The organism is Pararhodobacter oceanensis, from assembly GCF_003076755.1.
In the GTDB taxonomy this organism is placed as follows: domain Bacteria; phylum Pseudomonadota; class Alphaproteobacteria; order Rhodobacterales; family Rhodobacteraceae; genus Pararhodobacter; species Pararhodobacter oceanensis.
The window spans coordinates 182,331-208,668 of record NZ_QDKM01000005.1 but is presented as its reverse complement, the minus strand read 5'-3'; the positions used below and the strand labels follow the sequence as shown (position 1 = coordinate 208,668).

Here is a 26,338-nt window from a genome sequence, read left to right as displayed (position 1 = left end):
GGACCCGAGAATGGCACAGCAACCGATGCTCAAATTCGTGCAGACCGCGCGCCAGATGCCCGACAAGCGACAGGCCGAGGACCGTCGCGAGGATTTTGACGAGATCTACCGCGAATTTGCGGCCGAAAAAGCCGAAGAACAGGCCAGCCGCTGCAGCCAATGCGGCGTGCCCTATTGCCAGACCCATTGCCCCTTGCACAACAATATCCCCGACTGGCTGATGCTGACCGCCACCGGACGGCTGCGCGAGGCCTATGAGATGTCGCAGGCGACCAATACCTTTCCCGAGATTTGCGGCCGGATTTGCCCGCAGGACCGGCTCTGCGAGGGCAATTGCGTCATCGAGCAATCCGGTCATGGCACCGTCACCATCGGCGCGGTCGAAAAATACATCACCGATACGGCATGGGAGCAGGGCTGGGTGCAGCCGGTGCAACCGCGCCAAGAGCGCGGCGAATCCGTCGGCATCATCGGCGCTGGCCCCGGTGGTCTGGCCGCCGCCGACCGTCTGCGTCAAGCCGGTGTGCAGGTCACCGTCTACGACCGCTATGACCGCGCGGGCGGCTTGATGACCTACGGCATTCCCAGCTTCAAACTGGAAAAGCCGGTGGTGATGCGCCGGATCGAACAGCTTGAGGCCAGCGGCGTGCAATTCGTGCTCAATTGCAATGTCGGTGAGGATATCAGCTTTGACGCCATTCGCGGCAAGCATGACGCGGTGCTGATTGCCACCGGCGTCTATACCTCGCGCGATCTCGGCGGGCCGGGCTCGGGTCTGGCGGGGATCGAGAAGGCGATTGACTACCTGACCGCATCGAACCGCAACAGCTTTGGCGATGAGGTCGAGGCGTTTGACAATGGCGCGCTCGATGCGCGCGGCAAGCGGGTGGTGGTGATCGGCGGCGGTGATACCGCGATGGACTGCGTGCGCACCGCCGTGCGCCAAGGCGCGAGTAGCGTGAAACTGCTCTATCGCCGCGACCGCGAGAACATGCCCGGCTCGCAGCGCGAAGTGCAGAATGCCGAGGAAGAGGGCGTCGATTTCGTCTGGCTGACCGCGCCTGCGGGGTTTACCGGCGAGGCGCAGGTCGACGGGGTGATCGTGCAGCGTATGCGCCTTGGCGTCGCCGATGCCTCGGGTCGCCGCGCGCCGGAACTCATTGAGGGTGCTGATTATATCGAGCCAGCCGATCTGGTGATCAAGGCGCTCGGGTTCGAGCCCGAGGACCTGCCGACCCTGTGGAATACGCCGGAACTGACCGTGACCCGCTGGGGCACGATCCGCTGTGATCACAAAACCCATATGAGCGCCCTGCCCGGTGTCTTTGCCGTTGGCGACATCGTGCGCGGCGCCTCTTTGGTGGTCTGGGCGATCCGCGACGGGCGCGAGGCCGCCGATGCGATGCTCGACTATCTGGCGCAGGCCGATGCAGTGGCGGCGCAATGAGAGCCGCACCGGACATCAGAACCGGCGGCTGCATGTGCGGCGCGGTGCGCTTCAGCGCGACGCTGACCAGCGCGGAATTCGGCGCCTGCCACTGCGAGATGTGCCGCCGCTGGACCGGCTCGGCGCTGCTGGGGATCACCATGCCCATGGCGAATATCACTTGGCAGGGCGCCGAACATATCCGCCGCATGCAAAGCTCGGATTGGGCAGAGCGCGCCAATTGCGACACCTGCGGCTCGGCGCTCTACTACCATGTCACACTGGACGACCCGATGGCGGACAATCTGGAGCTTTGCCTCGGCGCGCTCGATGACGCCAGCGGGCTGAGCTTCAACCGCGAGATTTATATCGACCACAAACCCGACAGCTTTGCCTATGCCGGCGAGCGCGAGCGGCTAACGCGCGCGCAGATACTGGCGCAACTCGGGATTTCGGACAAGGAAGGCCAAGCATGACCCGTTTTGACACCCCTATCTATGACGCCTCCTGGGTTGCTGCCGAGGAAGCAAAACGCGCCCGTATCGCCGAGACCGGCCTTTACCGCAGCGAGGATGAGCATTCGTCCTGCGGCGTCGGTCTGGTGGTCTCGATTGACGGCAAGCCCAGCCGCAAAGTGGTCGAGGCGGGGATCAACGCGCTGAAAGCGATCTGGCACCGTGGTGCGGTTGATGCCGATGGCAAGACCGGTGATGGCGCCGGTATCCATGTGCAAATCCCGGTGCCCTTCTTTCACGACCAGATCCGCCGCACCGGCCATGAGCCCGACAAAGACGCGCTGATCGCCGTCGGTCAGGTGTTCCTGCCGCGCAGCGATTTCGGCGCCCAAGAACGCTGCCGCAGCATTGTCGAGACCGAAGTGCTGCGCATGGGCTATAATATCTATGGCTGGCGGCATGTGCCGGTTGATACCTCGGTGCTGGGCGACAAGGCCAACGCCACCCGCCCCGAGATCGAGCAGATCCTGATCAAGGACACCAAAGGGCTGGGCGAAGAATCCTTTGAGCGCGAGCTTTATGTGATCCGCCGCCGCATCGAGAAAGCCGCCGCCGCCGCGCAAATTCAGGGGCTGTATCTGTGTTCGCTGTCCTGCCGCTCGGTGATCTATAAAGGCATGATGCTGGCCGAGGAGGTCGCGGTTTTCTACCCCGACCTGCAAGACACCGCGTTCGAATCCTCCTTTGCGATCTATCACCAGCGCTATTCGACCAACACCTTCCCGCAGTGGTGGCTGGCGCAGCCCTTCCGCATGTTGGCGCATAACGGCGAGATCAACACCCTCAAGGGCAACGTCAACTGGATGCGCAGCCATGAAATCCGCATGGCCTCGTCCGCCTTTGGCGAGATGGCCGAGGATATCAAACCGATCATCCCCGCCGGTGCCTCGGATTCGGGCGCGCTGGATGCGGTGTTCGAAGTGCTGGTGCGCAGCGGCCGCAATGCGCCGATGGCGAAAACCATGCTGATCCCCGAGGCGTGGTCGAAATCCACCGTCGAGTTGCCGCAGGCGTGGCAGGATATGTATGCCTATTGCAACGCTGTCATCGAGCCTTGGGACGGACCTGCCGCGCTGGCGATGACCGACGGGCGCTGGGTCTGCGGCGGGCTCGACCGCAACGGCTTGCGCCCGATGCGCTATGTGGTCACCGGCGACGGGCTGCTGATCGCGGGCTCCGAGGCCGGAATGGTGCCGGTCGACGAGATGACTGTGGTCGAAAAAGGCGCGCTTGGCCCCGGCCAGATGATCGCCGTCGATATGCAGGAAGGGCGGCTGTTCCATGACGCCGAGATGAAGGACAAGCTGGCCGCCTCGCAGCCCTTTGGCGACTGGATCGAGAAGGTGATCAACCTCAACAGCCTGCTGATCACCGTGCCCGAGCAGCCGATGCACCGCGGCGATGAATTGCGCCGCCGCCAGATCGCCGCCGGCTATTCGATCGAGGAAATCGAGCAGGTGCTGGCGCCAATGGCCGAGGATGGCAAGGAAATGATCGCCTCGATGGGGGATGACACCCCCTCGGCGGTGCTCAGCCAGACCTACCGCCCGCTCAGCCACTACTTCCGGCAGAACTTCTCTCAGGTGACCAACCCGCCGATTGACAGCCTGCGCGAAAGCCGGGTGATGAGCCTGAAAACCCGCTTCGGCAACCTGAAAAACGTGCTCGATGAAAGCAGCGCGCAGACCGAGATTCTGGTGCTGGAAAGCCCGTTCATTGCCAATGAAGAATTCAAGGTGATGGTCGAGCAGTTCAACAATAGCGTCAGTTTCATCGACTGCACCTACCCCGCCGAAGGTGGCGAGGACATGCTACGGCAGGGGCTGGAACGCATCCGCGCCGCCGCCGAAGACGCGGTGCGCTCGGGCACCGGCCATCTGGTGCTGACCGATGAACATCAGGGCGAGGGCCGCGTGGCGATGCCGATGATATTGGCGACCAGCGCGGTGCATTCATGGCTCACCCGCAAAGGGCTGCGCACCTTTACCTCGGTCAATGTGCGCGCCGCCGAATGTGTCGATCCGCATTATTTCGCCGTGCTGATCGGCTGCGGCGCGACCACGGTCAACGCCTATCTGGCGCAGGATACGATTGCCGAACGCATCGAGCGCGGGCTGATCGAAGGCTCGCTGACCGATGCGATTCTGCGCTACCGCGATGCGATTGACGCTGGCCTGCTGAAGATCATGTCGAAGATGGGGATTTCGGTGATTTCCTCCTATCGCGGCGGGTTGAACTTTGAATCCGTCGGTCTCAGCCGCGCGCTGGTCGCCGAATATTTCCCCGGTATGCACAGCCGCATTTCCGGTATCGGCCTGCACGGGTTGCAGCGCAAAGCCGATCAAGTGCATGAAAAGGCATGGAAAAGTGCCGCAGCCCCGCTGCCGGTCGGGGGCTTCTATAAGGCGCGCCGCTCGGGCGAGAAACACGCTTGGGAAGCGCAGACCATGCATTTGTTGCAATCGGCCTGCGACCGCGCCTCCTATGATATGTGGCGCAAATATTCCGCCGCAATGCGCGCCAACCAGCCGATTCATCTGCGCGATCTGCTGGATTTCAAGCCGCTAGGCCGCGCGATCCCGCTGGAGGAGGTGGAATCGATCACCGCCATCCGCAAGCGCTTCGTCACGCCGGGCATGTCGCTGGGCGCGCTCTCGCCCGAGGCGCACCGCACCCTGTCGATTGCGATGAACCGGATCGGCGCGAAATCCGACAGTGGCGAGGGCGGCGAAAGCCCCGATGATTTCACCCCTGAGCCCAATGGCGACAACGCCAGCGCCAAGATCAAACAGGTCGCCTCGGGCCGCTTTGGTGTCACTGCGGAATATCTGCTGAACTGCGAAGAATTGGAGATCAAGGTCGCGCAGGGTGCCAAACCCGGCGAGGGCGGGCAATTGCCCGGCATGAAGGTGACCAAACTGATCGCCAAACTGCGCCATTCGACCCCCGGCGTGACCCTGATCTCGCCGCCGCCGCATCATGACATTTATTCCATCGAAGACCTCGCGCAGCTGATCTATGACCTCAAACAGATCAACCCGCGCGCCAAGGTGACGGTGAAACTGGTGGCCTCGTCCGGCGTTGGCACGATTGCCGCCGGTGTCGCCAAGGCCAAGGCGGATATCATCCTGATCTCCGGCCATAACGGCGGCACCGGTGCCTCGCCCGGCACTTCGATCAAATACGCCGGTCTGCCATGGGAGATGGGGCTGACCGAGGCGCATCAGGTCTTGGCGATGAACAACCTGCGCGACCGCGTCACCCTGCGCACCGATGGCGGGCTGCGCACCGGCCGCGACATTGTCATTGCCGCGATGCTCGGCGCCGAGGAATTCGGCATCGGCACCGCCGCGCTGATCGCCATGGGCTGTATTATGGTGCGGCAATGCCAGTCGAACACCTGTCCGGTCGGCGTCTGCACGCAGGATGATTTCCTGCGCAGCAAATTCACCGGCAGCGCTGATAAAGTGGTCAATCTGATCACCTTCTATGCGCAGGAGGTCCGCGAGATTCTCGCCGAATTGGGTGCGCGCTCGATTGACGAGATCATCGGGCGCGCCGATCTGCTGGCGCAGGTCAGCCGTGGCTCGGCGCATCTCGATGACCTCGATATGAACCCGATGCTGATCACCGTCGATGGCACCCGCAACATCCGCTATGACCGCGACAAGCCGCGCAATGCGGTGCCCGAGACGCTGGACAGCGAGATCATCCGCGACGCCGCGCGTTTCTTTGGCGAGGGCGAGAAGATGCAGCTGAGCTATGCGATCCGCAACACCCATCGCACCGTCGGCACCCGCGCCTCGAGCCATATCGTCAGCGAATTCGGGATGAATAACGCGCTGCAATCGGATCATCTGACGGTGAAACTGGCCGGTAGCGCGGGGCAGTCCTTGGGCGCCTTTGCCGTGCGCGGGCTGAAACTCGAGGTCTACGGCGATGCCAATGACTATGTCGGCAAGGGCTTGTCCGGCGGGCTGATCGTGGTGCGTCCGCGCATGTCCTCACCGCTGGTCGCCGCGCAGAACACGATCATCGGCAATACCGTTTTGTATGGCGCGACGGCGGGTGAGCTGTTTGCCGCAGGCCGCGCCGGTGAGCGTTTCGCGGTGCGCAACTCGGGCGCCACCGTGGTGATCGAGGGCTGTGGCTCGAACGGTTGCGAGTATATGACCGGCGGCACGGCGGTTATTCTGGGCTCGATCGGGGCGAATTTCGGCGCCGGTATGACCGGCGGGATGGCCTATCTCTATGATCCCGAGGGGGTCTCGACCCCGCTGATCAATATGGAAACGCTGGTCACCTGTCCGGTGAGTGTCGCGCATTGGGAGCAGGAGTTGAAAGCCCTGATCGAGCGGCATGTGGCGCAGACCGAAAGCGCCAAGGGCGCCGAGATCCTGCGGCGTTGGGATATCGAAAAGGCGAATTTCGTGCAGATTTGCCCCAAGGAAATGCTGGTGCACCTGCCGCAGCCCCTGCTGGTCGAAGCCCCGGCGATGCCTGCGGAGTAACGCGCGTGGGGCGGTTTCGCGCCGCCCCGCCGCCCTCGCCCGCGCGGAATCAAGGCGGAGCCGCCGCGCATCGCCAGTCCGCCCCGCGGACTGGCTGACTAGCCGTTGTCTATTGGTCCAATACCGCAACCGCCGCATACCGCCCTGCGCGGAATCAAGACGAAGTCGCCGCGCATCGCCAGACCGCCCACGGGGCTGGCGATCTGGTTGCTGTTGGCACGTCGCTTGAATGTCGCCCGAACTTAGCCACCATAAAGCGCATTGCTCCACACTTGGCTCGCCATCCCGCGGCCTGGCAATGCGCGGCTTGGTCTGTGCCGCCAAGGTCGCATCGTGCAAAAGGGGGCCGAACCTAGCCACTATAAAGCGCCCCGCTCCACGCTCGGCTCGCCATCCCGCGGACTGGCAATGCGCTTCTCGTCATAGGCCGCGCATGAAAAAGGGGGCCCTCAGGCCCCCTCTCCCGCCATAGTCCAGCGAATTACTCGCCGCTGATCGTGGCCAGCGTGTTCCAATGGCCATCACCCACCTGGCTGATGAACACATCATTTGCGCCCTGATGATCCTCGGGGGTGAAGTTCACATGCGTCCCCAACAGCGCATCGTCGTAATCAAGCGAATGCATCCCGTCCATGAAACTCTCGACGGTCAGATCCGGCCCTGCGGCCTCCAGCGCCATCACCATCTGCTGCGCGGCGGTATAGCCGAGCATGGCGAAACCACTTGCCGGCTGGCCATAACGCTCTTCATAGGCGGCGATGAAGGCGGCGGGCGCTTCTTCGGTGGCGCGGGCGCGCAGATCCTGCCAGCCCGAGGCACCATAGAGCCCGTCCGTCACCCCGCCCGGAACCATTGCCACCGGCTCAAGGAAACCGGCCGAGGAGACCAGAAAATCAACGTCATCCCAGCCCAGCTGCTTGGCGGTGCCGACCACGGTGATCGAGGCGCGCACGCCCAGCGCGATGGTCACGATATCGCATTCGGCAGCGCGCAACCGGCTGACCGAACCGACGAAATCCTGATCATCAGGACGATGCGTGGTCTCATCGGCAAAGGTCAGACCCAGCGCCTCGGCGGTCTCGCGGCTGGAGATCGCGATCTCTTCGCCGAAATCCGTCGGCAGATACATCGCGCAGACCGTGTCGCGACCGTTCTCATTGTGCAGATACTCGATGCCCTGCGCGATCTGGTCGTAATAGCTTGAGAACGAAGAGAAGTTCATCAAGGGCGGATCGGGCAGGATCGCCCGTGCGGCGGTCAGGGGCGCCACATTCGGCACGCCGCGACGCTCCATCAGCGGGTAATGCGCCAGGTTATGCGGGGTGCCGAGGTTGAGCAGCATGGCGAACACCTGATCGCGCTCGATCAGCTTGTTATAGGCCTGCGTCGCGCGCGGCAGTTGGTAACCGTGATCCTCGGTCATATAGTTGATCATCCGGCCATGCACGCCGCCGTTTTCATTGACCATATCGAAATAGAGATTGGCGCCCGAGACCGCAGGCGTCGAGACCGCGGCGAAGACGCCGGACAGGTCATGCACGCCGCCGATGCGGATTTCGTCATCGGTGACACCGCGGGTCTGCGCCTGCGCGCCCACCGCCAGCGTGGTCGCCGCCGCTGCCGCCATCAGAGTTGTCAGTTTTTTCATGGTTTTCCTCCCCATAACGAGTCCAAGACTCAGATCAATACATATCATCAATCAACGCCTTGTGGCGTTTTTCGACACTCGCACGCTTTAGTTTCATTGTGGCCGTCAACTCTTCGTCCTCGGCGGTCAGCAGCACATCAATCAGCCGGAACTTCTTGATCTGCTCGACCTGCGCGAACTCTTTATTGGTGCGCTCGACCTCGCGCTGGATCAGCTCGACAACCTCGGGCGCGCGGCACAGGCTGCGGAAATCGCCAAAGGGCACTTTATGGTCCTGCGCGAATTTCTCGACGTTCTCCTGATCAATCATAATCAGGCAGGTCAGATATTTGCGCTTGTCGCCGATCACCACCGCATCCGAGATATAATGGCTGAACTTCAGGCTGCTCTCGATCTCGGCGGGGGTGATGTTCTTGCCGCCGGCAGTGATGATAATATCTTTGATCCGTCCGGTGATGGTGACGAATCTCTCGTTATCAATCCGCCCGACATCGCCGGTTTTCAGCCAGCCGTCCTCGGTGAAGGTTTCGGCGGTTTGCTCGGGCTTGTTCAGATAGCCTTTGAACACCACCAGACCCCTGATCTGGATTTCCCCGTCCGGTGCAATCCGCACATCGACACCGCGGATGGTCTGCCCGACCGAGCCGGTCTTATTCGCCTCCGGCAGGTTGATCGTGGCGACACCGGCGGTTTCGGACATGCCGAAACCCTCGAACAGCGGCACGCCGATCGCGTGATACCACTTGAGCAGCTCCGGCGAGATCGGCGCCGCACCGGTCAGCCCGCGCTGCATCCGGTTCATCCCCAGAAGCCGCCGCAGATTGGCCAGCACCAGAAAATCCCAGATCCGGTAACGCAGCGCCACGCTTGATGGCACCTCTTGGTTCTCCATCGTATAGGCGGCGCGCGCATGACCGGCCTTGATCGCCTGCGCAAAGGCCCAGCGCCCGATCACGGTGCTCTCCTGCGCCATCACCAGAACACGGGAATAGATCTTTTCCCACACCCGTGGCACCGCGACAAACCCGTGCGGCGAAACCTCGCGCAGATTGTCGAACACCGTCTCGGGGCTTTCGGCGAAATTCACCGTCGAGGACACAATCAGCGGCGTATAGAGCGAGACCAGCTTTTCCAGAATATGGCACAGCGGCAGGAAACACAGTTGCTCGGCGCTCTGGTCGAACGGCAGGCTGTAAAGCCCGCTGGCCATACCGGCGAGGATATTCTCCTGCGTCAGCATCACGCCTTTGGGCTGGCCGGTGGTGCCCGAGGTATAGATCAACACGCCAACGCTTTCGGGTGTTACCGCGTCGATCTCGGCATTGAACACCGCCTCATCATCATTGGCGCGGCCCAGTTCATAAAGATCGGACAGCAACATGCATTTGTCGTTCTGGAAATCATGCAGCCCCTCGGGATCAAAGATGATCACCTTGATCAGGCTGGGCATCTGGTCCTCGACCTCGAGAAACTTATCCAGTTGCTCGTCATTCTCGACAAACAGGAATTTGGTCTGGCTGTCATTGACCAGATAGGCCAATTGCCCCGCCGCATCGGTGGTATAGACCCCCGAGGACACCGCCCCCATGCATTGCGCCGCCATGTCGCAATACATCCATTCCTTATTGTCCTCGGACAGGATGCTGATCACATCGCCGCGTTGCAGGCCAAGGGCGCGCAGCCCCATGCCGATCCAGCGCGCGTGGTTCAGGTAATCGGTCCAAGTGTAGGCCTGCCAGATGCCGAGGTCTTTCTCGCGGTGCGCGGTCTTTTCGGCATTCGCCAGACAGCGCGCGCGCAGCAGTGCCGGCACGGTGGTATGCCCGTCGATATGGGCGGGGCTCTGGTCGGGCAACGCATTGACCCGCACACCCTTCAGCAGCGTTTCGGTCGGTGCATTCATCGCCAGGTCTTCCTTTTCTTCCAGCGCCGCTCACCGCGCGCCCCCTCATTCGCGTGGCCCAGATAAAAGCTCTGGATATCCTCCGAGGCCGAGAGTTTCTCCGCCGTATCGGCCATCACGATGCGGCCCAACTCCATCACATAGCCGGTGTCGGCCAGATCCAGCGCCACCGCGGCGTTTTGCTCGACCAGCATCATTGTCACCCCCTCATCGACATTCAGCCGCTTGAGGATTTCAAAGATTTCCTGCGTCAACAGCGGCGAGAGGCCAAGGCTCGGCTCATCCAGCAGCATGATCTTGGGTCGCAGCATCAACCCGCGCCCGATCGCCAGCATCTGTTGCTGCCCGCCTGAAAGCGTGCCCGCCTCTTGCTGGCGGCGGTCCTTGAGGATCGGGAAATAGCTATAGACCAGATCGCGGTCGCGGGCGATTTCCGCACGGTCCGAGCGGGTATAAGCGCCGAGCGAGAGGTTTTCCTCAACCGTCAGCAGCGGAAACACCTCGCGCCCCTCGGGCACCTGCACCACGCCGCGGCGCACGATCTGATGCGGCTCGCGGCCCTGAATTTCCTCGCCTTCAAAGACGATCTGCCCCTTTTCAGGGTCCATAATGCCGGAGATGGTTTTCAACAGCGTGGTTTTCCCCGCGCCATTGGCGCCCAGAACCGTCACCACCTGCCCCTTATGCACCTCCAGCGACACACCCCTGATCGCCATGATCGGGCCGTAAAACGTCTCGAGATTGCGAACTTCCAAAAGCGCGCTCATACCCGCTCTCCCTGTGCGTTCGCGGTCTTGGAAATCGCCGAGGTGCCCAGATACGCCTCGATCACCGCCGGATGCGCCTGCACCTGTGCCGGTGTGCCCTGCGCCAGTTCCGCGCCATCGGCCAGCGCCAGCACGCGGTCGCAAACCTTGCCGACCAGCCCCATGTCATGCTCGACCATCAGCACGGTGATGCCCATCTGGCGGCGGATATCCTCGATCCACCAGCGCATATCCTGCGTTTCCTCGACGCTTAGGCCCGACGCCGGTTCATCGAGCAGCAACAGCCGCGGTTTTGTCGCCAATGCGCGCGCCAGTTCCACCACTTTGCGCACCCCGTAGGGCAATCCGGCGATATGCTGGTCGCGGTAGGCTTGCAGATCGAGGAAATCGATCACCTCCTCCACCGCCAGCCGGTTCTCGCGCTCCTGCGCGCGGGCGCGGCCAATAAACAGCATTTCCTCCAGCAGCATGGTCTTGCGGTGCCGATGCCGCCCGACCAGCAGGTTTTGCAGCACCGTCGCGCGTTCGAACAATTCGATGTTCTGGAAGGTCCGCGCGATGCCTTGGCTCGACACCTGATTCGGCTTTTGCTTCAGCAGGTCCTTACCGTCAAAGCGGATCGAGCCGCGAAACGGGCGGTAGAACCGCGAGATCATATTGAACACGGTGGATTTGCCCGCGCCATTGGGGCCGACCAGCGCGAAGACCTCGCCCTCTTCGACCGACATCGACAGGTTGTTCACCGCGGTAACGCCGCCGAATTTCAGCGTCACATTTTCCAGCTCAAGGAGGCTCATCTCAGGCGCTCCGTTTTCAAATAGGTTTTCTGGCGGCGGAACATATCGCGCCGCGCGAAGGGGAAGAGTTCAAGCCATGTGCGGATTTTCAGCCATCGCCCGTAAAGCCCCATCGGCTCGAACAGGATGAACGCGATCAGGATCATCCCGAAGACGCCGGTCTCCAATCCGGGGATCGAGGACGAGCCCAAGAAATCGGTGGAGATCGACAAAAGCTGCGGCAGGAAGGCGATCACAATCGCGCCCAGAAACGCGCCGTGGATGAACCCCAGCCCGCCGATGATGATCATCATCAACAGTTGAATCGCGATCAGGAAGTTGAAGGTCTCATTGTTAAACGCCCCCGCAAACAGCCCCATCAGCGCGCCGCCCAAGCCCGCAAAGGCGCAAGACAGGCCAAAGGCAATCGTCTTGGTGCGCGCCACATCGACGCCCATCGCCTGCGCCGAAATCTCACTATCCCGCACCGCCGCAAAGGCGCGGCCCAAGGGCGAGCGCAAGAGGTTGCGGTAAAGCAAAGTCACCACCAAAGCCGTGCCCAGCGCCAGATAATACCACGCAGCGGGGTTGATCCAGCGGTTGACCTCAATGCCGAAAATCCAGATCTCCGGCGCGAAATAGCCGTTCACCCCGCCGGTCCAGTGATCCAGAATAACGATGATATCATCGGCCAAGATCGCCAGCGCCAGCGTTGCGATAGTCAGATAAACACCGTGCAATTTCAGCGCCGGTATCGCGATCACCGCGCCGATCACGCCGGTGATGATCCCCGCCAGCACAAACGCCAGCAAAAACGGCATGCCGGTTTCCATCAGGTTCACGCAGGTATAGCAGCCCAGCGCCATAAACGCCGAATGGCCAAGGCTCACCTGCCCGGTCTGTCCGGTCAGCAGCATCAGCCCGAGACCGGCGACGGCCCAGATCAACACATTGGTGACCTCACCCAGATAGAAACTGTCGATCACCATCGGCAGCACGATCAGCACCACCAGAAGTGCGGCATAAAGCGAGAAGTTCCACCAGTCGGGAAACAGCCTAATGTCCTGATCATAATGGGTTTTGAAGTGAAATCTCATGATGTCAGACCTTCTTTATCCGGACCTGCGAGAACAGACCGTTCGGGCGGAACACCAAGACGATGATCAGCAGGGCATAGGGGGCAATCTGGCTGTAACCGGCGGGCAGATAGCGCGAGGCGAAAGGCTCGATCACCCCGACGATCAACCCGCCCATCAAGGCACCGGGCAGACTGCCGAAACCGCCGATCACCGCCGCCGCAAAGGCTTTGATACCGATGAAACCGGCCGAGATATCCAGCGTGCCCTTCGAGGCATAGAGGATCCCCGCCACACAGGCGACGACACCGGCCAAGGCCCAGACCGCGCCCTGAACGCGCTTTACCGGAATGCCCATGTAATAGGCCGCCATCTGGTTCTGGCTCGCCGCCTGCATCGCCAGCCCCAGTTTGGTGCGCTGAAAGAACTGCCAGAGGAACAGGGTCATCAACACGGTGACCACGATCACCGAGATATCGGCGAAACTGATCACCACATCACCGAGCCGCAGATCGCCAAAGGCCAGCGGCGAATGCAGGTTCAACGGCTCATGCCCCCAGATCAGACCGGCGACAAAGCGGATCACAAAGCCCAAGGAAATCGTCAGGATCACCACCGCGATCTGGCTCTGGCCAAACATGAAGCGCAGCACCGCCAGATCCAGCAGATAGCCGAACACCCCCATCACCAAGAGCGCCAGCGGCACCGCCAGCCAGAAGTTCAGCCCGAGGAACTGCGGATTGACCAGACCAACCATCACAAAGGCGCCCAGCATCATGAAATCGCCCTGTGCGAAATTCACCGCTTCGGTCGCCTTGTAGATGAGCACGAAGCCCAGAGCGACAAGCCCGTAAACGCAGCCGTTGGCGAGCCCGCTCAACAGCAGTTGTAGAAATTCCATGAATGGCCCTCCCAGACCGGCGCCCCAGACCCGCCGTTTCCCGCCGGTGTCAGTTAACCGTGAGGCGCCTGTCTTCAGGATTGCCGCAACTCATCAACGTTTCAAGTAATTTTCTTACCCCGACCTGAGGGCGACGTAACGGAAACCACCCCCATTTGAGCCATGAACAATAGGCCTCGCCCGGTGATTTTGTTGAACAAATGTAAAATATGGCTTTTTTTGGGCGAATTACGGCGGTATTGTGGTGACAGCGCCAGTTCACGAGCTGCCCGTATCAAAAGTACCGGCGCCCTACACCGTAAAATAAATCTTGTTGGGGGACTTATGACAAACACGATTGCGATGCAGCACAACCCTGAATTGCTCGACCAATTTAGCGATTCAACTCTCGGACTCTTTCTCGATGATGACTGTCCGCAAGTGTTCAACGCCGGGGTGATCCACAAGCTGATTCCGGGCGCAACCCTAAGTAATAAAGGGATTCGGCCCCTGCATATCGTGCTCGATGGCCGTGTCGCCGGCGCCCGTGACTGGTTCGGACCCGGCAACCATTTCGAGACCAGCGGCCAGACCCTGAGCGCGGTCGATCTGCCGGCGCGGATCTGGACCATCGACCTTGGCGCCCCCGCCTGGACGGCCCCCGGCAACCGCAGCCTGCGTCGGGCGATGACCAAAGCCCTGATCGCTGCTGATTCGGCCGAGGCGAATGCCACGCCGCCCGCGATTCTGCCCGAGCCAGAGACGCTGTGTGACATTGATCACCCCGATATCCAGCGTCAGGCGACCCGTCTGCGCCGCGCCACACAGGCCAGCACCGCCGAAGCGGTGTTGCGTTTTGTCCACAGTTTCCCCTACCGCTTTGGCGCCTGGCAAGAACGCGCCTCGGACACGCTGTCGCGCGGTGTCGGCATGTGCACCACCAAGACCAACCTGCAGGTCGCGCTGATGCGTGCCGCCGGTCTCGAGGCCGGTTTTGCCGAAATTCCGATGGAAACCAGCGTGCTTGGCAAGCTGATGCCCAGCGGCTGGCTGGCGCTGCAGCGTCCGACCGTCAAACACTACTTTGCCGCCGTTAAGCTGAACGGGGTTTGGCATGGCGCCGATTCCTCCTATGATGTGGCCAGCTACCGTATTTTCCTGGAGATGTTCCCCTGGATGGCCCACCGCGAAACCCCCACCCTCACCGAGGGCAGCCCCTATATTCCGGCGCTGGAAATCCAGCATGCCGATTTGTTTGACATCACCGTGGTCGACAGCATCGCCAATGAGATGGGCAAGCGCAGCCGCTTTCTGCCGCGCCATTTCGAAGCGCTGAACACCCGCGTTGACCGCGCCCGTGGCGTCCATCGCCATTGGGGCCGCGTCGCCCAGATCATCGAGACCGAGCGTGAAGAGGCCCGCCGATGAGTCACTTCGACTGGGACTTTTCTGCACCGACCCCTTCCGACATGGGCGACCATGATGTGCCCCCCGCCTCCACTCGCTTGGCGGGGCGGCGCATTGCGCTTTTGGTCACCGGCGGCATTGCCGCGATGAAGACCCCCGAAGTGGCCCGCGGCTTGCGGCGTCACGGCGCCGAAGTCGTCGCTTTCGCCAGCGAGGATGCGCTGCGCTATGTGGCGCGCGAGGCGCTGGAATGGGCGACGCTCTCGCCGGTGATCACCGGTCTGACCTATCAGGCCGAGCACCTCAGCGATGGCGCGCCTTTCGACGCCTATCTCCTCGCCCCCGCCACCCATTCGACGATTGCCAAAATGGCCCATGGCATTGGCGATACGGTGGTGACCTCGGCGCTGATCTCGGCACTTGGCCGGATGGAGCGCGGCGAGACCCAAATTCTGGTCGCGCCAACCATGCATGGCACGATGCATAACGCGCAACTGGTGGATAACGCCAAACGGCTGGCCGCGCAGGGGGTGCATTTTGTCGCCCCGCGCGACGCCTATGGCAAGCATAACCTGCCCGACACGCAGACGCTTTGCATCGCTGTCGGTCGCGCGCTCAGCACCTCGCCGCTGGCTGGCAAACGCATCATGGTCACCGCCGGTCCGACGCCGGTGCCGATCGACGGCGTGCGCCGTATCGTCAACCGCTTCCGTGGCCGCTTGGGCGCGCAGATCGCCGAAGAACTGACCTGGCGCGGGGCCGAGGCCGAACTGGTGCTTGGCGATGGCGCATGGCGGCCCAAGGCGCCCTTGGCACTGACCGTCACCCGCACCTTTGACGCCTACCGCGACACCGTGGTCGCGCGCGCCAATTCCGGCCTCTGGGCGGCGATCTTCTCGGCGGGTGTCGCCGATTACCGCCCGAAACAGGCGGTGGCGGGCAAGATCACCTCGGGGCAGTCGTCATTGATGCTGGAGCTGGAGCCCACCGAAAAGGTGATTGATCTGGCGATGAAAGCCGCGCCTGCGATGCATTCGATTGCGTTCAAATACCTTGAGGGCGTCTCGGAGGAAGAGCTGATCCGCGTCGCCGGTCAACGGCTTGACCGTGCCAGCCTTGTCGTTGCCACCCGTGGTGAGGATACTCGCGGCACCGAGCAGCGCGCGCTGATGGTGCGGCCCGACGGGGTGACACCGATCGAGAATAAAGCCGCGATTGCCGCCGCGATTGCCGATCATCTGGAGACATTGGCAGCGCAGGACGAGATCCGCATCGCCGCGCAATAACCGCGCAAAACACCCAATCGGGGCGGCAGCATCCCTGCCGCCTCAGATCATCCGGATCACGTCTTTTTCCACCGTCAGCATATAGCCCTGCCGCGCGATATTGCGCACCAACAGCTCGGTAACGATCTGGTTGCCAAGGGAATCGCGCAGCCGTTTGATCCGCGTCGCGCCGGCGGCCTCTTCGCAATCCGCCTCACGCCGCCCCGAAATCACCGATTCCAGCTGCGTGCCGGACAGCATATCGCCATCCATCCGCGCCTCGGCCAGCACCGCGAGGGTCTCGACCGCGGCTTCGGTCAGGTTGAATTCCAGATCGTTGATATAGACCTTGCGCTCGGCGCGGCTGATCACCAGCGAGGACACTTGAATCCCCGCCTTCTGCACCGTCGCCAAGCGCCGGTTCAACCCGATCAGCGACAGCACCAAGACCAGCGAGGTGATCAACAGCGCGCTGGCAAAGACCAAAAGCACAAAAATCACCATCCTATAGCTGACCAGAACCTCGGAAAACGTTGTCCCCGATTGCGCCAGTATCTCCAGCAGACGCAACTCGGCCTGCTCGCTCAGATTGGTGTTTTCAATAAATATCCGCTCGACCCGCGCGTTGAACGCATTGGTGTCGGGCAGGTTGATGAACAGCAAAACCGCCGCCACCGCCAGGATCGCGACAATCGCCGCCAAGCCCAGAACAATGGCGCGCGAGCCAACGCGCGTCAGGTTAGTATCTAAGGTAGTATTGTCCTGCACGGCTTCGTCTCGACGCTAGTCCATCCTCTCTGAACGTGGACGAAACATTGGCCAAGGTCCAGCCATTCCGCTGCAATCTGCCGACGAGTTCATTATAGGCCGCAGCATTGTTACCGCAGGCGGCGTCGGAAATCGTCGCCACGCCGGTGTGAAAGATCACCGCACCGATCTGCTGGGCGCGGTATTCGGCGTAACACTGGGCCGAGGCCGGCAGTGCCAGCATCAGCGATGCGCCTAGGGTCAAGAGGAACGGTCGAAACTTCATAGCGGGTGGTCCTTGTAAACTGGAATGCGAATTGATTGCTCTGCTGCTGAACATGCCGCTGGCAGGCCTGCTATGCAATATCGGCCCCCCGCTTTGGCCCTGCGCGGCGCTGGTTATCCAATAACGCGGCCCCGTTATTGCCTGTCACGGGGGGCAGGCGCAGGATTGCGCAGAGATACGGGCGAAGCCGTTATTTGCCGCCCGCTCCCTGCCCTCAATTGCCAACCGAAAGGCCTTTCCATGACCTATGTATTGCCCGCCAACGGGCCGAGATTCAGACAGAATTCCAGACGTTTAACCGTCATGCTTGCCGCTGTCGCGATTGCGTTCGCAGGCATGGCGGCAAGCACCAAACCCGCCCGCGCCAATGCCGAGGATATCCTGCGATTCCTTGCCGGAGCGGTGATTGTCGGTGCCATCGTCAATGCCATCGATGACCACCACACGCCGCGCTACTACGGCTCTTCGGCGCTGCCCGATTCCTGTATGGAGACCGTCCGTGTCGATTGGCGCAACATTCAGGTCTATAACAAACGCTGCCTGAACCGGGGCAATTACCACGGGCTGCCGCAGCGCTGCGAGCGGAACTTTCGGGTCAATGGCCGCAACCGTCGCGGCTATGTGGCGCAATGCCTCTGGGACGCCGGTTTCACCCGCGCCAATGGCTGGAGCCAGCCGCCGCGCCACAACAACCCGCCCTTCGTGCCGAGCCCGCCGACCTATGGCCATAGCGACCGGCTGCCGACCAGCTGCCTGATGCGCTATCGCCAGAACGGGCGCAGCATTCAGGGCTATTGGGCCAGCTGCCTGCGCGACAGCGGGTTCCGCAATATGCCGCAGAACTGCCGCCTGCGCACCCGCGACGGCGACCGGCTGTTCAACGCGCAATGCCTCTATAACGCAGGCTACCGCAACTGAGGATACGGGCGGGCCATCTGGTCCGCCCTTTCGCCACCCCCGTGGTGCAAAGGGTCGCGCCCGACCCTGGGTGGGCGCCCTGCCCTCGCCACAACGCGCCGCACTCAAAAGCACGCATGTCGCCCGCGCGGTGAAGACCATCGCCAATGCGCCCTCCCGGGGGGAGGGTCGGGCGCGGCCCGTGGGTTCCCACGGGTGGGAAGGGTGGGGATGTGGCTCTGCTGGGGGCTGTGGTTTATGCGTTGCCGGTAAGAGGGCGCATTGAACTGGGTTCGTTTCGCTTTCAGGAGGCTGGCATCCCCTGGAGCGCACCGTGTTTCAAAGCCCTTCGCAACGCGCATAGGGACGCGCCCGACCCTGGGTGGGCGCCACTGCCTTCACCACACAGCGCGGCGCTTGAAAGCTGAAATGTCGCCCGAGCCACACACAGCATCGCCAAGGCGCCCTCCCATGGGGAGGGTCGGGCGCGGCCCGGGGTGCCGCCGGGCCAAACAGAAGAGCGGTGCCGAACGGGAGAGCGGCGTGGCCCTTCCCGCTTGCAGCCTATCGCCGTGCATGGTTGATACCCGCATGCCCAGTGACCTCCCCAAACCCGCCACCAAACCCGCCCCCGATTTCGCCCTCGAGGATGCCGCCAAGGCGCGGGGCTTCGCGCGGATTGCCGGTGTTGATGAGGTCGGCCGCGGCCCCCTCGCCGGTCCGGTCACCGCCGCCGCCGTCATCCTTGACCCCGCGCGCCTGCCGCAGGGGATCAACGATAGCAAACGGCTCAACGAGACCGCGCGGCTCAGGCTGGCGGCGGAGATCAAACAGATGGCGCTCGCCTGGTCCATCGCCCATGCCACGGTCGCCGAGATCGACCAGCTCAACATCCTCCACGCCAGCCTCTTCGCGATGGACAAGGCTCTGCAGGCCCTTGCCCCCGCCGCCGATTTCGCGCTGGTCGACGGCAACCGCCTGCCCCCCGCCATGGCGCAACCCGCGCAAACCGTGGTCAAGGGCGACGCGCGCTCCCTGTCGATTGCCGCCGCCTCGATCCTCGCCAAGGTCGAGCGTGACCGGATCATGCGCGAACTGGCCCTTGAACACCCCGATTTCGGCTGGGATCGCAACATGGGCTACCCGACCGCGCAGCACCGCGAGGCGCTAATCCGCCTCGGACCCACCCCACATCATCGAATCAGCTTCGCGCCAGTCCGCAAGATGTTGTGTTAAGACAACTAAATAACGCCCTGATTCAAAAAGAAATTGACGCGCTGGCCTAGATGACTCATCTTAGCCGGTAACGGAGCGCCGCCGAAAAAACAAAAATGGCGCCCGATTGAGGCAGTGATGACGACAAGAACCAGAGCTCCAGACGCGGGGTCGCTTCCGCTGGACCAAATTATCGCGGGCGATTGTATCGATGTGATGAACGCGTTGCCGGAATGCAGCGTCGATCTGATCTTTGCCGATCCGCCCTATAATCTTCAACTCAAGGGCGCCTTGCATCGCCCCGACAATAGCGAAGTCGATGCGGTCACCGATGACTGGGACCAATTCGCCAGCTTTGCCGCCTATGACCGGTTCACCCGCGAATGGCTGGCCGCCGCGCGCCGCATCCTCAAGCCGAATGGCGCGATCTGGGTGATCGGCAGCTACCACAATATCTTCCGCGTTGGCGCCTCGCTGCAGGACGCGGGCTATTGGATCCTCAATGATGTGGTCTGGCGCAAATCCAACCCGATGCCGAATTTTCGCGGTAAACGGCTGACCAACGCACATGAGACAATGATCTGGGCCTCCAAGGCCGAGGGCGCGAAATACACCTTCAACTATGAAGCGCTGAAAGCGCTCAATGAGGGGCTGCAAATGCGCAGCGATTGGGTGATCCCGATCTGCACCGGCCATGAGCGGCTCAAGAACGAGAAGGGCGACAAGGCGCATCCGACGCAAAAGCCCGAGGCTCTGTTGCACCGCGTGCTTTTGGGCACCACCAATGAGGGCGATGTGGTGCTTGATCCGTTCTTTGGCACCGGCACCACCGGCGCGGTCGCCAAGATGCTGGGCCGCCATTACATCGGCATCGAGCGTGAGGCCGACTACCGCAAGGTCGCCGAGAAACGGCTGGCGAAAGTGCGCAAACTCGACAAAAGCGCGCTGGAAATCACCACCTCGAAACGCGCCGAACCCCGCGTGCCCTTTGGCCAACTGGTCGAACGCGGGCTGTTGCGCCCCGGTGAAGTGCTGGTCAACCAGCGCGGACAGGCGGCGAAAGTGCGCGTCGACGGCTCGCTGGTTTCAGCCGAGCATCGCGGCTCGATCCATCAGGTCGGCGCCCTCCTTGAGGGTGCGCCCTCCTGCAATGGCTGGACCTATTGGCAGTTCAAACGCGACGGCCAGTTGATCCCGATTGATATTCTGCGTCAGCAAATCCGCACCGAAATGGGCAAACACGGCTGACGCCCCCCGGTTTACCGCCTGCATCCGGGCCCCCAAGGCCCAGATGCAACCTATGCCCCGGCCTCTTGTGCCGGGGCCTTTTTTTTATCCTGAGGGGCGTCGCCGCCACGGTCCGGCCACAGCGACCGGACCGCAGATCAATCGGCCTCGGGTGCGGCTTTCGCCTTCTCCGCCGCCGCTTTCATCCGCGCCAGCAGTTCGGCCTTGTCGTCAGCCTTACCGCTTTGCGGATAGGGGTTGCGTGGCTCCTTGCGGTTGCCTTTCGAACTCCCCGATTTGCCGTAGTCAGCCATAGTTCACACTTCTTTCTTGTCATTGATGATATTCATCGAGGCGACGCCGCTCTCGCCCAAAGGCACCGAAGCGAACGGCCCGCCGTGATACATTTGCGCCGCGTCGGTGGGGTCGGCAGGTGGCGCCTCGGCCAGAACCTGTTCGGCAAATTGCTCGGCGTTATCCTTGGGCCGGTAGCCAAGATAGGACGCCAGATGATTGTCCACCGGCGCGCGGTCGTTGTTTGAAACCCCGTAGATCACCGAGAATCCCGTGGTCGGCGTGTCGATCGCGCGGGTGACCAGTTGGATCAGGTCATCATAGCTGAGCCACGAGCCCAGCGCACGCGGGTTGTTGACCTGCGCCGCCGAAAGAATGCGCAGACACACCGCCTCAAGCCCGCGCTTGTCCCAATACATCGAGGCCAGATCCTCGGCAAAGCATTTCGCCAACCCATAGAAGGTATCGGGCCGGTGCGGCGCATCAATGCCGATGAAATCCTGCTTTTTATGCATGCCCACCGCATGGATCGAGCTGGCATAGACCACGCGCCGCACCCCGTGCTGATAGGCGGCCTCCCAGACGTTATAGGCGCCGATGAAATTCGGCCCCAGCAGCACCTCAAACGGGCGTTCATCGCCAATCGCACCGAAATGCACCACCATATCGGCGCCCGCGATCACCGGCGCAATCTCACTCATCTGCGCCAGATCGGCCTTCTCATAGCGCTCACCTTGGTAAAGCGTGCCGATGTCATCAACGATATCCGTCGAGACCAGTTCTTCGCAGAGCTTGCTCAGCGGCTCGCGCAGATAGGACCCCAAACGCCCCGCCGCGCCGGTCAGCACAAGTTTCTTCATCATAAATCGCTCCTTCATATCCTTGGTGCCATACCCGACCTAGCGGCCGCGTCAGATCACCGCTTGTTCAATCATCGGCTGCCCCGCCGCAATCCGCGCATAGGAAAACGGCGTCAGATCGAGCGTCTGATAGGCGCCGTGGGTGATGAGTTCCGCCACCCCGCGCCCCATTGCCGCCGATTGCTGGAGCCCGTGGCCCGAGAACCCGTTGAGAAAGATGAAATTCTCCACCTCCGGATGCGGCCCCAGCACAGCGTTCTGATCCAGCGTGTTATAGGCGTAATGTCCGGCCCATTCGGTAACCAGCCGGATCGCCTCGAACTGCGGAATGCGGGTGGCGACAATCGGCCAGACATGCTCCTCCCAGAGGCTGTGATCCATGACGAAATCATCAGGCTCCACCGCCGGATCAGGCTCTCCGCGCGAGCCGACCATATAGGTCGTCGGCCCGTCCTGACGCATATGCACGCCCGAGGGGTCAATGGTCAGCGGCAAATCGCGCGGCAGCGGCGTCTCGGCGGTGAAAATCCATGTGTAACGCTTGCGCGGCTCCACCGGTAACTCGACCCCCGCCATCTTTGCCGTGCGCGCCGCCCGTGGCCCCGAGGCATTGACCACTGTCCCGCAAGCCACCACCTCGCCGCTGGCCAAGGTCACGCTCTCCACCCGTGCGCCCTTGCGGGTCATCGCGACCACTTCATTACTGATATACTCCACACCCCGCGCCCGCGCCGACCGCCGCCACCAGTCAAACACCGTGCCGCCGTCCCAATAGCCCTCATCCTTGGTGTTGATCGACCCCAAGAGAATATCATCCACCTGCATAAACGGATATTCGGCGCGGATGTCCTCGGCGCTCAACAGCCGCGTTTCCGCCCCCGCCGCCAGTTGCACCTTCTGATTGGCGCGCAATGTCTCGGCGAACCCCTCGTTATCCGCCAGATAGAGATAGCCGTAGTTCTGAATGGTCAGCTCCGGCACCCGATCATCACCAATCCGCGCGCGCAGGTTTTTCACGAAATCGGCGGCAAACTGCGAGATCTGCACGTTCAGCGCGTTAGAGAACTGCTGGCGCATGCAGGAATTGGTGTGCGCGGTCGAGCATTGCGCATAGCTGGGGTCTTTCTCGACCACCAGAATACGGCCCTGAAACCCCGCCTCGGTGAGGAACCACGCGGCGGAACTGCCCATAATCGCACCGCCGACGATCACCACGTCATAGACCTGATGCGCAGGCGTGGCGGATACTCCCTGTGTTGTCACGTCTTATCCCTTTTATCCCCTCGCTTTGGTGAAACCGTAACCAGCCATCTGCGCAATTACCATTCCCAACCCCGCCGCTTTCGCGCCAATCCCGCCAAAGCGCCGCCACCCCGCCTTGGCCGGCGTTCCACACAAATGCCGCAAGCGATGATATCCTCCCACTTGTGCCGCGATTTGCGGGAAACCGGCGCTTTTCATTTGGAAAACAGGGGCAAGCAATCGACAATCAGCAAAGATAGCGCAAGACATAGCCAATATTCGTCAATTGAGGTCCGTATCCGCCCATGTCTATGACCCATCTGCAGCGGCTCGAAGCCGAAGCGATCCACATCTTCCGCGAGGTTGCGGCAACGTTTACCAAGCCGGTGATGCTCTATTCCGTGGGCAAGGATTCTTCGGTGATGCTGCATCTGGCGATGAAAGCCTTCTATCCCGCGAAACCGCCGTTTCCCTTTCTGCATGTCGATAGCCATTGGAAATTTGGCGAGATGATCGCCTTTCGCGACCAGATGGCCGAAGAACTCGGCTTTGATCTGATCGTGCACAAAAATATGGAGGGCGTGCGCGACGGCGTCGGCCCCTTCACCCACGGTTCAAACGCGCATACCCATCTGATGAAAACCATGGCCCTGCGCGAGGCGCTCGACCTGCACGGGTTTGACGCCGCCTTCGGTGGTGCCCGCCGCGACGAAGAGAAATCCCGCGCCAAAGAGCGGATCTTTTCCTTCCGCAACGCCCAGCAGGCCTGGGATCCGAAAAACCAGCGCCCCGAGATGTGGAAAATCTTCAACACCCGCATCGCGCAGGGCGAATCGATCCGCGTGTTTCCGATCTCGAACTGGACCGAACTCGATGTCTGGCAATATATCCTGCAAGAGGGCATCCCGATTGTGCCGCTCTATTTCGCCGCCAAACGTCCGGTGGTCGCGCGCGACGGCATGTTGATCATGAAAGACGACGACCGCATGGAATTGCGCGACGGCGAGGTGCTTGAAGAGCGTCTGGTGCGCTTTCGCACCCTCGGCTGCTACCCGCTGACCGGCGCGGTCGAAAGCAGCGCCGACACGCTGGAGGGGATCGTGCGCGAGACCCTCGTGGCGCGCACCTCGGAACGTGAGGGCCGCGCGATTGACCATGACGAATCCGGCTCGATGGAAAAGAAAAAGCGTGAGGGGTATTTCTGATGGATACGCAGTTTCAAACCAGCGGCACCCCCAGCCGCGAAGAAATCAGCGCCGAAGTGCAGGCATTCTTGGCCGAGCAAGAGCAGAAAACCCTGTTGCGGTTTCTCACCTGCGGTTCGGTTGATGACGGCAAATCAACGCTGATCGGGCGGCTCTTGTTCGACACCAAGCTGATCTATGAGGACCAGCTTGCGGTCTTGGAACGCGACAGCCGCAAACACGGCACGGTGGGCGATGATTTCGATCTGGCGCTCTTGGTTGACGGGCTGGAAGCCGAGCGCGAGCAGGGTATCACCATTGACGTGGCCTATAGGTTTTTCTCCACGCCCAAGCGCAAATTCATCGTCGCCGACACGCCCGGTCATGAGCAATACACCCGCAATATGGCCACCGGCGCCTCCACCGCTGATCTGGCGATTGTGCTGATCGACGCGCGCCGCGGGGTGCTGCCACAGACCCGCCGCCATAGCTTCATCGCCTCGCTTCTGGGCATCCGCAACATCGTCGTGGCGGTGAATAAAATCGACCTTGTCGATCACAGCCAAAAGGTCTTCGACACGATCACCGCCGACTACCACGCCTTCGCCAAAGACCTCGGGTTTGAAAGCGTGCAGGCGATCCCGATGTCGGCGCGGTTTGGCGATAATGTCAGCACCCGCTCAAACAAGCTGGCGTGGTTCGACGGGCCGACCCTGATCGAACATCTGGAGAGCGTGCCGGTCGATGAGGGGCTCGCCGAAAAACCCCTGCGCTTTCCGGTGCAATATGTCAGCCGCCCGAACCTCGATTTTCGCGGCTTCAGCGGCACCATTGCCTCGGGCCGCGTATCACAGGGCGACCCGATCGTGGTGGCGAAATCCGGCAAACCCTCGACGGTGGCGCGGATCGTCACCCAAGACGGTGATCTTGCCAGCGCCTCGGCAGGGCAAGCCGTGACACTGGTTCTGGCGGACGAAATCGAGGTTTCGCGCGGCAATATGCTGGTCGCCCCCGACACCCGCCCCGAGGTCGCCGAGCAATTCGAAGCCTCGCTGGTCTGGTTTGACGAAAAACCGATGATGCCGGGGCGGTCGTATCTCTTGCGCACGGAAACCGACCAGACACCGGCCAGTATCACCGCGCTCAAACACCGCGTCGATGTGAACAGTTTCGCTCATGAGGCGGCCAATTCGCTGGACCTTAACGAGGTCGGCGTGGTCAACCTCTCGACACAGGAACCGCTGGTCTTTGACCCCTATGCGCAGAACCGCGTCACCGGCGCTTTCGTGCTGATCGACCGGCTGACCAATGCCACGGTCGGCGCCGGCATGATCAACCACGGGCTGCGCCGCGCCTCCAACGTGCATTGGCAATCGCTGGACGTGAACAAACCCGCCCGCGCCGAGCAAAAGCACCAAAAGCCTGTGGTCCTGTGGTTCACCGGCCTCTCGGGGTCCGGCAAATCCACCATCGCTAACCTCTTGGAAAAGCGGCTCTTTGCCGATGGCCGCCACACTTATACGCTGGACGGTGACAACCTGCGCCACGGTCTGAACCGCGATCTAGGGTTCACCGAGGAATCGCGGGTCGAGAATATCCGCCGCGTCGGCGAGGTCTCGAAACTGATGGTCGATGCGGGGCTGATCGTGCTGGTCTCCTTCATCTCGCCCTTCATCGCCGAACGCCGCATGGCCCGCGCGCTGGTCGAGGAGCACGAATTCGTCGAGGTCTTTGTCGACACGCCCTTCGAGGTCTGCGCGGCGCGCGATCCCAAGGGGCTTTATGCCAAGGCGCTGCGCGGCGAGATCAAGAATTTCACCGGCGTCGATTCGCCCTATGAGCCGCCGGAAAGCCCCGAGATTCATCTGCAGACCGTGGGCCGCAGCGTCGAGGATATGACCGACGAGATCGAAGATTGGCTGAAGCAACGCGGCTATATTTGAGGCGAAGGGGCGGGCCCCTAATCGGACCCACCGCCTCGCCCTATACAACCCTCAGGCCCGGCGGCACCGCCGGGCCGCGCCCGACCCTCCCCACGGGAGGGCGCACGGCGATGGCTTTCACTGCTCGCCCGACACGAATGCTTTCAAGCGCACCGCTCTGTGGAGAGGGTCCGGCGCCCACCCAGGGTCAGGCGCCGCCCTTCGCGCTTGGCGGTGAGGATTGTTGGCGGTCTTGCACACCTGCCACCAGATTTTGTCGCATCACTGGT

The 26,338-nt window shown here is 61.9% G+C and carries 21 protein-coding genes; 10 read left to right on the top strand and 11 right to left on the bottom strand.

Going from position 1 to position 26,338, the window contains the following annotated elements:
* The first annotated feature begins 10 nt into the window (after positions 1-10).
* Genes DDE20_RS12790 through gltB form a run of 3 tightly spaced genes read left to right on the top strand, consistent with a single transcriptional unit; the run spans position 11 to position 6,452 of the window.
* Positions 11-1,447: an NAD(P)-dependent oxidoreductase gene (locus tag DDE20_RS12790; protein ID WP_116558895.1), complete on the top strand. Its 1,437-nt coding sequence runs from the start codon at positions 11-13 to the stop codon at positions 1,445-1,447.
* A complete protein-coding gene (locus tag DDE20_RS12785) occupies positions 1,444-1,902 on the top strand; it encodes a GFA family protein (protein ID WP_240608041.1) in 459 nt (152 codons plus the stop codon). Before DDE20_RS12790 ends, DDE20_RS12785 begins: the two co-directional genes overlap by 4 nt.
* The gene (gene gltB / locus DDE20_RS12780) at positions 1,899-6,452 is read left to right on the top strand and encodes a glutamate synthase large subunit (RefSeq protein WP_116558893.1); all 4,554 of its coding nucleotides are present in this window, start codon (positions 1,899-1,901) and stop codon (positions 6,450-6,452) included. Before DDE20_RS12785 ends, gltB begins: the two co-directional genes overlap by 4 nt.
* A gap of 481 nt (positions 6,453-6,933) precedes the next feature.
* On the opposite strand, the gene DDE20_RS12775 is transcribed toward gltB, so the two are convergent.
* From DDE20_RS12775 to DDE20_RS12750, 6 genes are read right to left on the bottom strand one after another with little or no spacing between them, the layout of a single operon-like run.
* A complete protein-coding gene (locus DDE20_RS12775) occupies positions 6,934-8,100 on the bottom strand; it encodes an ABC transporter substrate-binding protein (RefSeq protein ID WP_116558892.1) in 1,167 nt (388 codons plus the stop codon).
* Positions 8,101-8,134: 34 nt separating this feature from the next.
* Complete coding sequence (locus DDE20_RS12770) at positions 8,135-10,003, bottom strand: AMP-dependent synthetase/ligase (RefSeq protein ID WP_116558891.1); 1,869 nt, start codon at positions 10,001-10,003, stop codon at positions 8,135-8,137.
* On the bottom strand, positions 10,000-10,770 hold the full coding sequence (locus tag DDE20_RS12765) for an ABC transporter ATP-binding protein (RefSeq protein WP_116558890.1): 771 nt from the start codon (positions 10,768-10,770) through the stop codon (positions 10,000-10,002). The genes DDE20_RS12770 and DDE20_RS12765 overlap by 4 nt, the downstream gene beginning before the upstream one ends.
* Positions 10,767-11,567, bottom strand: a complete 801-nt coding sequence (locus DDE20_RS12760) for an ABC transporter ATP-binding protein (protein ID WP_116558889.1) — start codon at positions 11,565-11,567, stop codon at positions 10,767-10,769. Before DDE20_RS12760 ends, DDE20_RS12765 begins: the two co-directional genes overlap by 4 nt.
* The gene (locus DDE20_RS12755; RefSeq protein ID WP_116558888.1) at positions 11,564-12,643 is read right to left on the bottom strand and encodes a branched-chain amino acid ABC transporter permease; all 1,080 of its coding nucleotides are present in this window, start codon (positions 12,641-12,643) and stop codon (positions 11,564-11,566) included. Before DDE20_RS12755 ends, DDE20_RS12760 begins: the two co-directional genes overlap by 4 nt.
* A gap of 4 nt (positions 12,644-12,647) precedes the next feature.
* Positions 12,648-13,523 carry a branched-chain amino acid ABC transporter permease gene (locus DDE20_RS12750; RefSeq protein WP_116558887.1) on the bottom strand — a complete coding sequence of 292 codons (876 nt, stop codon included), beginning with the start codon at positions 13,521-13,523 and terminating at the stop codon, positions 12,648-12,650.
* Positions 13,524-13,847: 324 nt separating this feature from the next.
* On the opposite strand from DDE20_RS12750, the gene DDE20_RS12745 reads away from it, so the two are divergent.
* Positions 13,848-14,930: a transglutaminase domain-containing protein gene (locus DDE20_RS12745; RefSeq protein ID WP_165814515.1), complete on the top strand. Its 1,083-nt coding sequence runs from the start codon at positions 13,848-13,850 to the stop codon at positions 14,928-14,930.
* On the top strand, positions 14,927-16,195 hold the full coding sequence (locus DDE20_RS12740) for a phosphopantothenoylcysteine decarboxylase domain-containing protein (RefSeq protein ID WP_116558885.1): 1,269 nt from the start codon (positions 14,927-14,929) through the stop codon (positions 16,193-16,195). Before DDE20_RS12745 ends, DDE20_RS12740 begins: the two co-directional genes overlap by 4 nt.
* 42 nt (positions 16,196-16,237) lie before the next feature.
* Here DDE20_RS12740 and DDE20_RS12735 read toward each other — a convergent pair whose 3' ends face one another.
* Together DDE20_RS12735 and DDE20_RS12730 are read right to left on the bottom strand one after the other, a co-directional pair.
* Positions 16,238-16,942 carry a winged helix-turn-helix domain-containing protein gene (locus DDE20_RS12735; protein WP_116558884.1) on the bottom strand — a complete coding sequence of 235 codons (705 nt, stop codon included), beginning with the start codon at positions 16,940-16,942 and terminating at the stop codon, positions 16,238-16,240.
* Positions 16,914-17,207 (bottom strand): hypothetical protein, encoded by a 294-nt coding sequence (locus tag DDE20_RS12730; RefSeq protein WP_116558883.1) that lies wholly within the window; start codon positions 17,205-17,207, stop codon positions 16,914-16,916. The genes DDE20_RS12735 and DDE20_RS12730 overlap by 29 nt, the downstream gene beginning before the upstream one ends.
* 303 nt (positions 17,208-17,510) lie before the next feature.
* Here DDE20_RS12730 and DDE20_RS12725 point away from each other — a divergent pair, with 303 nt between their 5' ends.
* From DDE20_RS12725 to DDE20_RS12715, 3 genes are all read left to right on the top strand, one after another.
* Entirely contained in the window at positions 17,511-18,125 is a 615-nt protein-coding gene (locus tag DDE20_RS12725) for a hypothetical protein (RefSeq protein ID WP_116558882.1), read from the top strand.
* Between the two features lie 570 nt (positions 18,126-18,695).
* Positions 18,696-19,340, top strand: coding sequence for a ribonuclease HII (locus tag DDE20_RS12720; protein WP_116558881.1), 645 nt, complete (start codon positions 18,696-18,698; stop codon positions 19,338-19,340).
* Between the two features lie 117 nt (positions 19,341-19,457).
* A complete protein-coding gene (locus DDE20_RS12715) occupies positions 19,458-20,567 on the top strand; it encodes a site-specific DNA-methyltransferase (RefSeq protein WP_116558880.1) in 1,110 nt (369 codons plus the stop codon).
* Between the two features lie 137 nt (positions 20,568-20,704).
* On the opposite strand, the gene DDE20_RS19030 is transcribed toward DDE20_RS12715, so the two are convergent.
* The 3 genes from DDE20_RS19030 to DDE20_RS12705 are packed head-to-tail and all read right to left on the bottom strand — an operon-like array spanning position 20,705 to position 22,963.
* Positions 20,705-20,860, bottom strand: a complete 156-nt coding sequence (locus tag DDE20_RS19030) for a hypothetical protein (RefSeq protein WP_165814514.1) — start codon at positions 20,858-20,860, stop codon at positions 20,705-20,707.
* 3 nt (positions 20,861-20,863) lie between these two features.
* The gene (locus tag DDE20_RS12710; protein ID WP_205961670.1) at positions 20,864-21,700 is read right to left on the bottom strand and encodes an NAD-dependent epimerase/dehydratase family protein; all 837 of its coding nucleotides are present in this window, start codon (positions 21,698-21,700) and stop codon (positions 20,864-20,866) included.
* Positions 21,701-21,751: 51 nt separating this feature from the next.
* Positions 21,752-22,963, bottom strand: a complete 1,212-nt coding sequence (locus DDE20_RS12705) for an NAD(P)/FAD-dependent oxidoreductase (protein ID WP_116558878.1) — start codon at positions 22,961-22,963, stop codon at positions 21,752-21,754.
* 284 nt (positions 22,964-23,247) lie between these two features.
* Between DDE20_RS12705 and cysD the strand changes: the two genes are divergently transcribed.
* Together cysD and cysN are read left to right on the top strand one after the other, a co-directional pair.
* The gene (gene cysD, locus DDE20_RS12700) at positions 23,248-24,147 is read left to right on the top strand and encodes a sulfate adenylyltransferase subunit CysD (RefSeq protein WP_116558877.1); all 900 of its coding nucleotides are present in this window, start codon (positions 23,248-23,250) and stop codon (positions 24,145-24,147) included.
* Positions 24,147-26,069, top strand: coding sequence for a sulfate adenylyltransferase subunit CysN (gene cysN / locus DDE20_RS12695; protein WP_116558876.1), 1,923 nt, complete (start codon positions 24,147-24,149; stop codon positions 26,067-26,069). Before cysD ends, cysN begins: the two co-directional genes overlap by 1 nt.
* Positions 26,070-26,338: the final 269 nt, after the last annotated feature.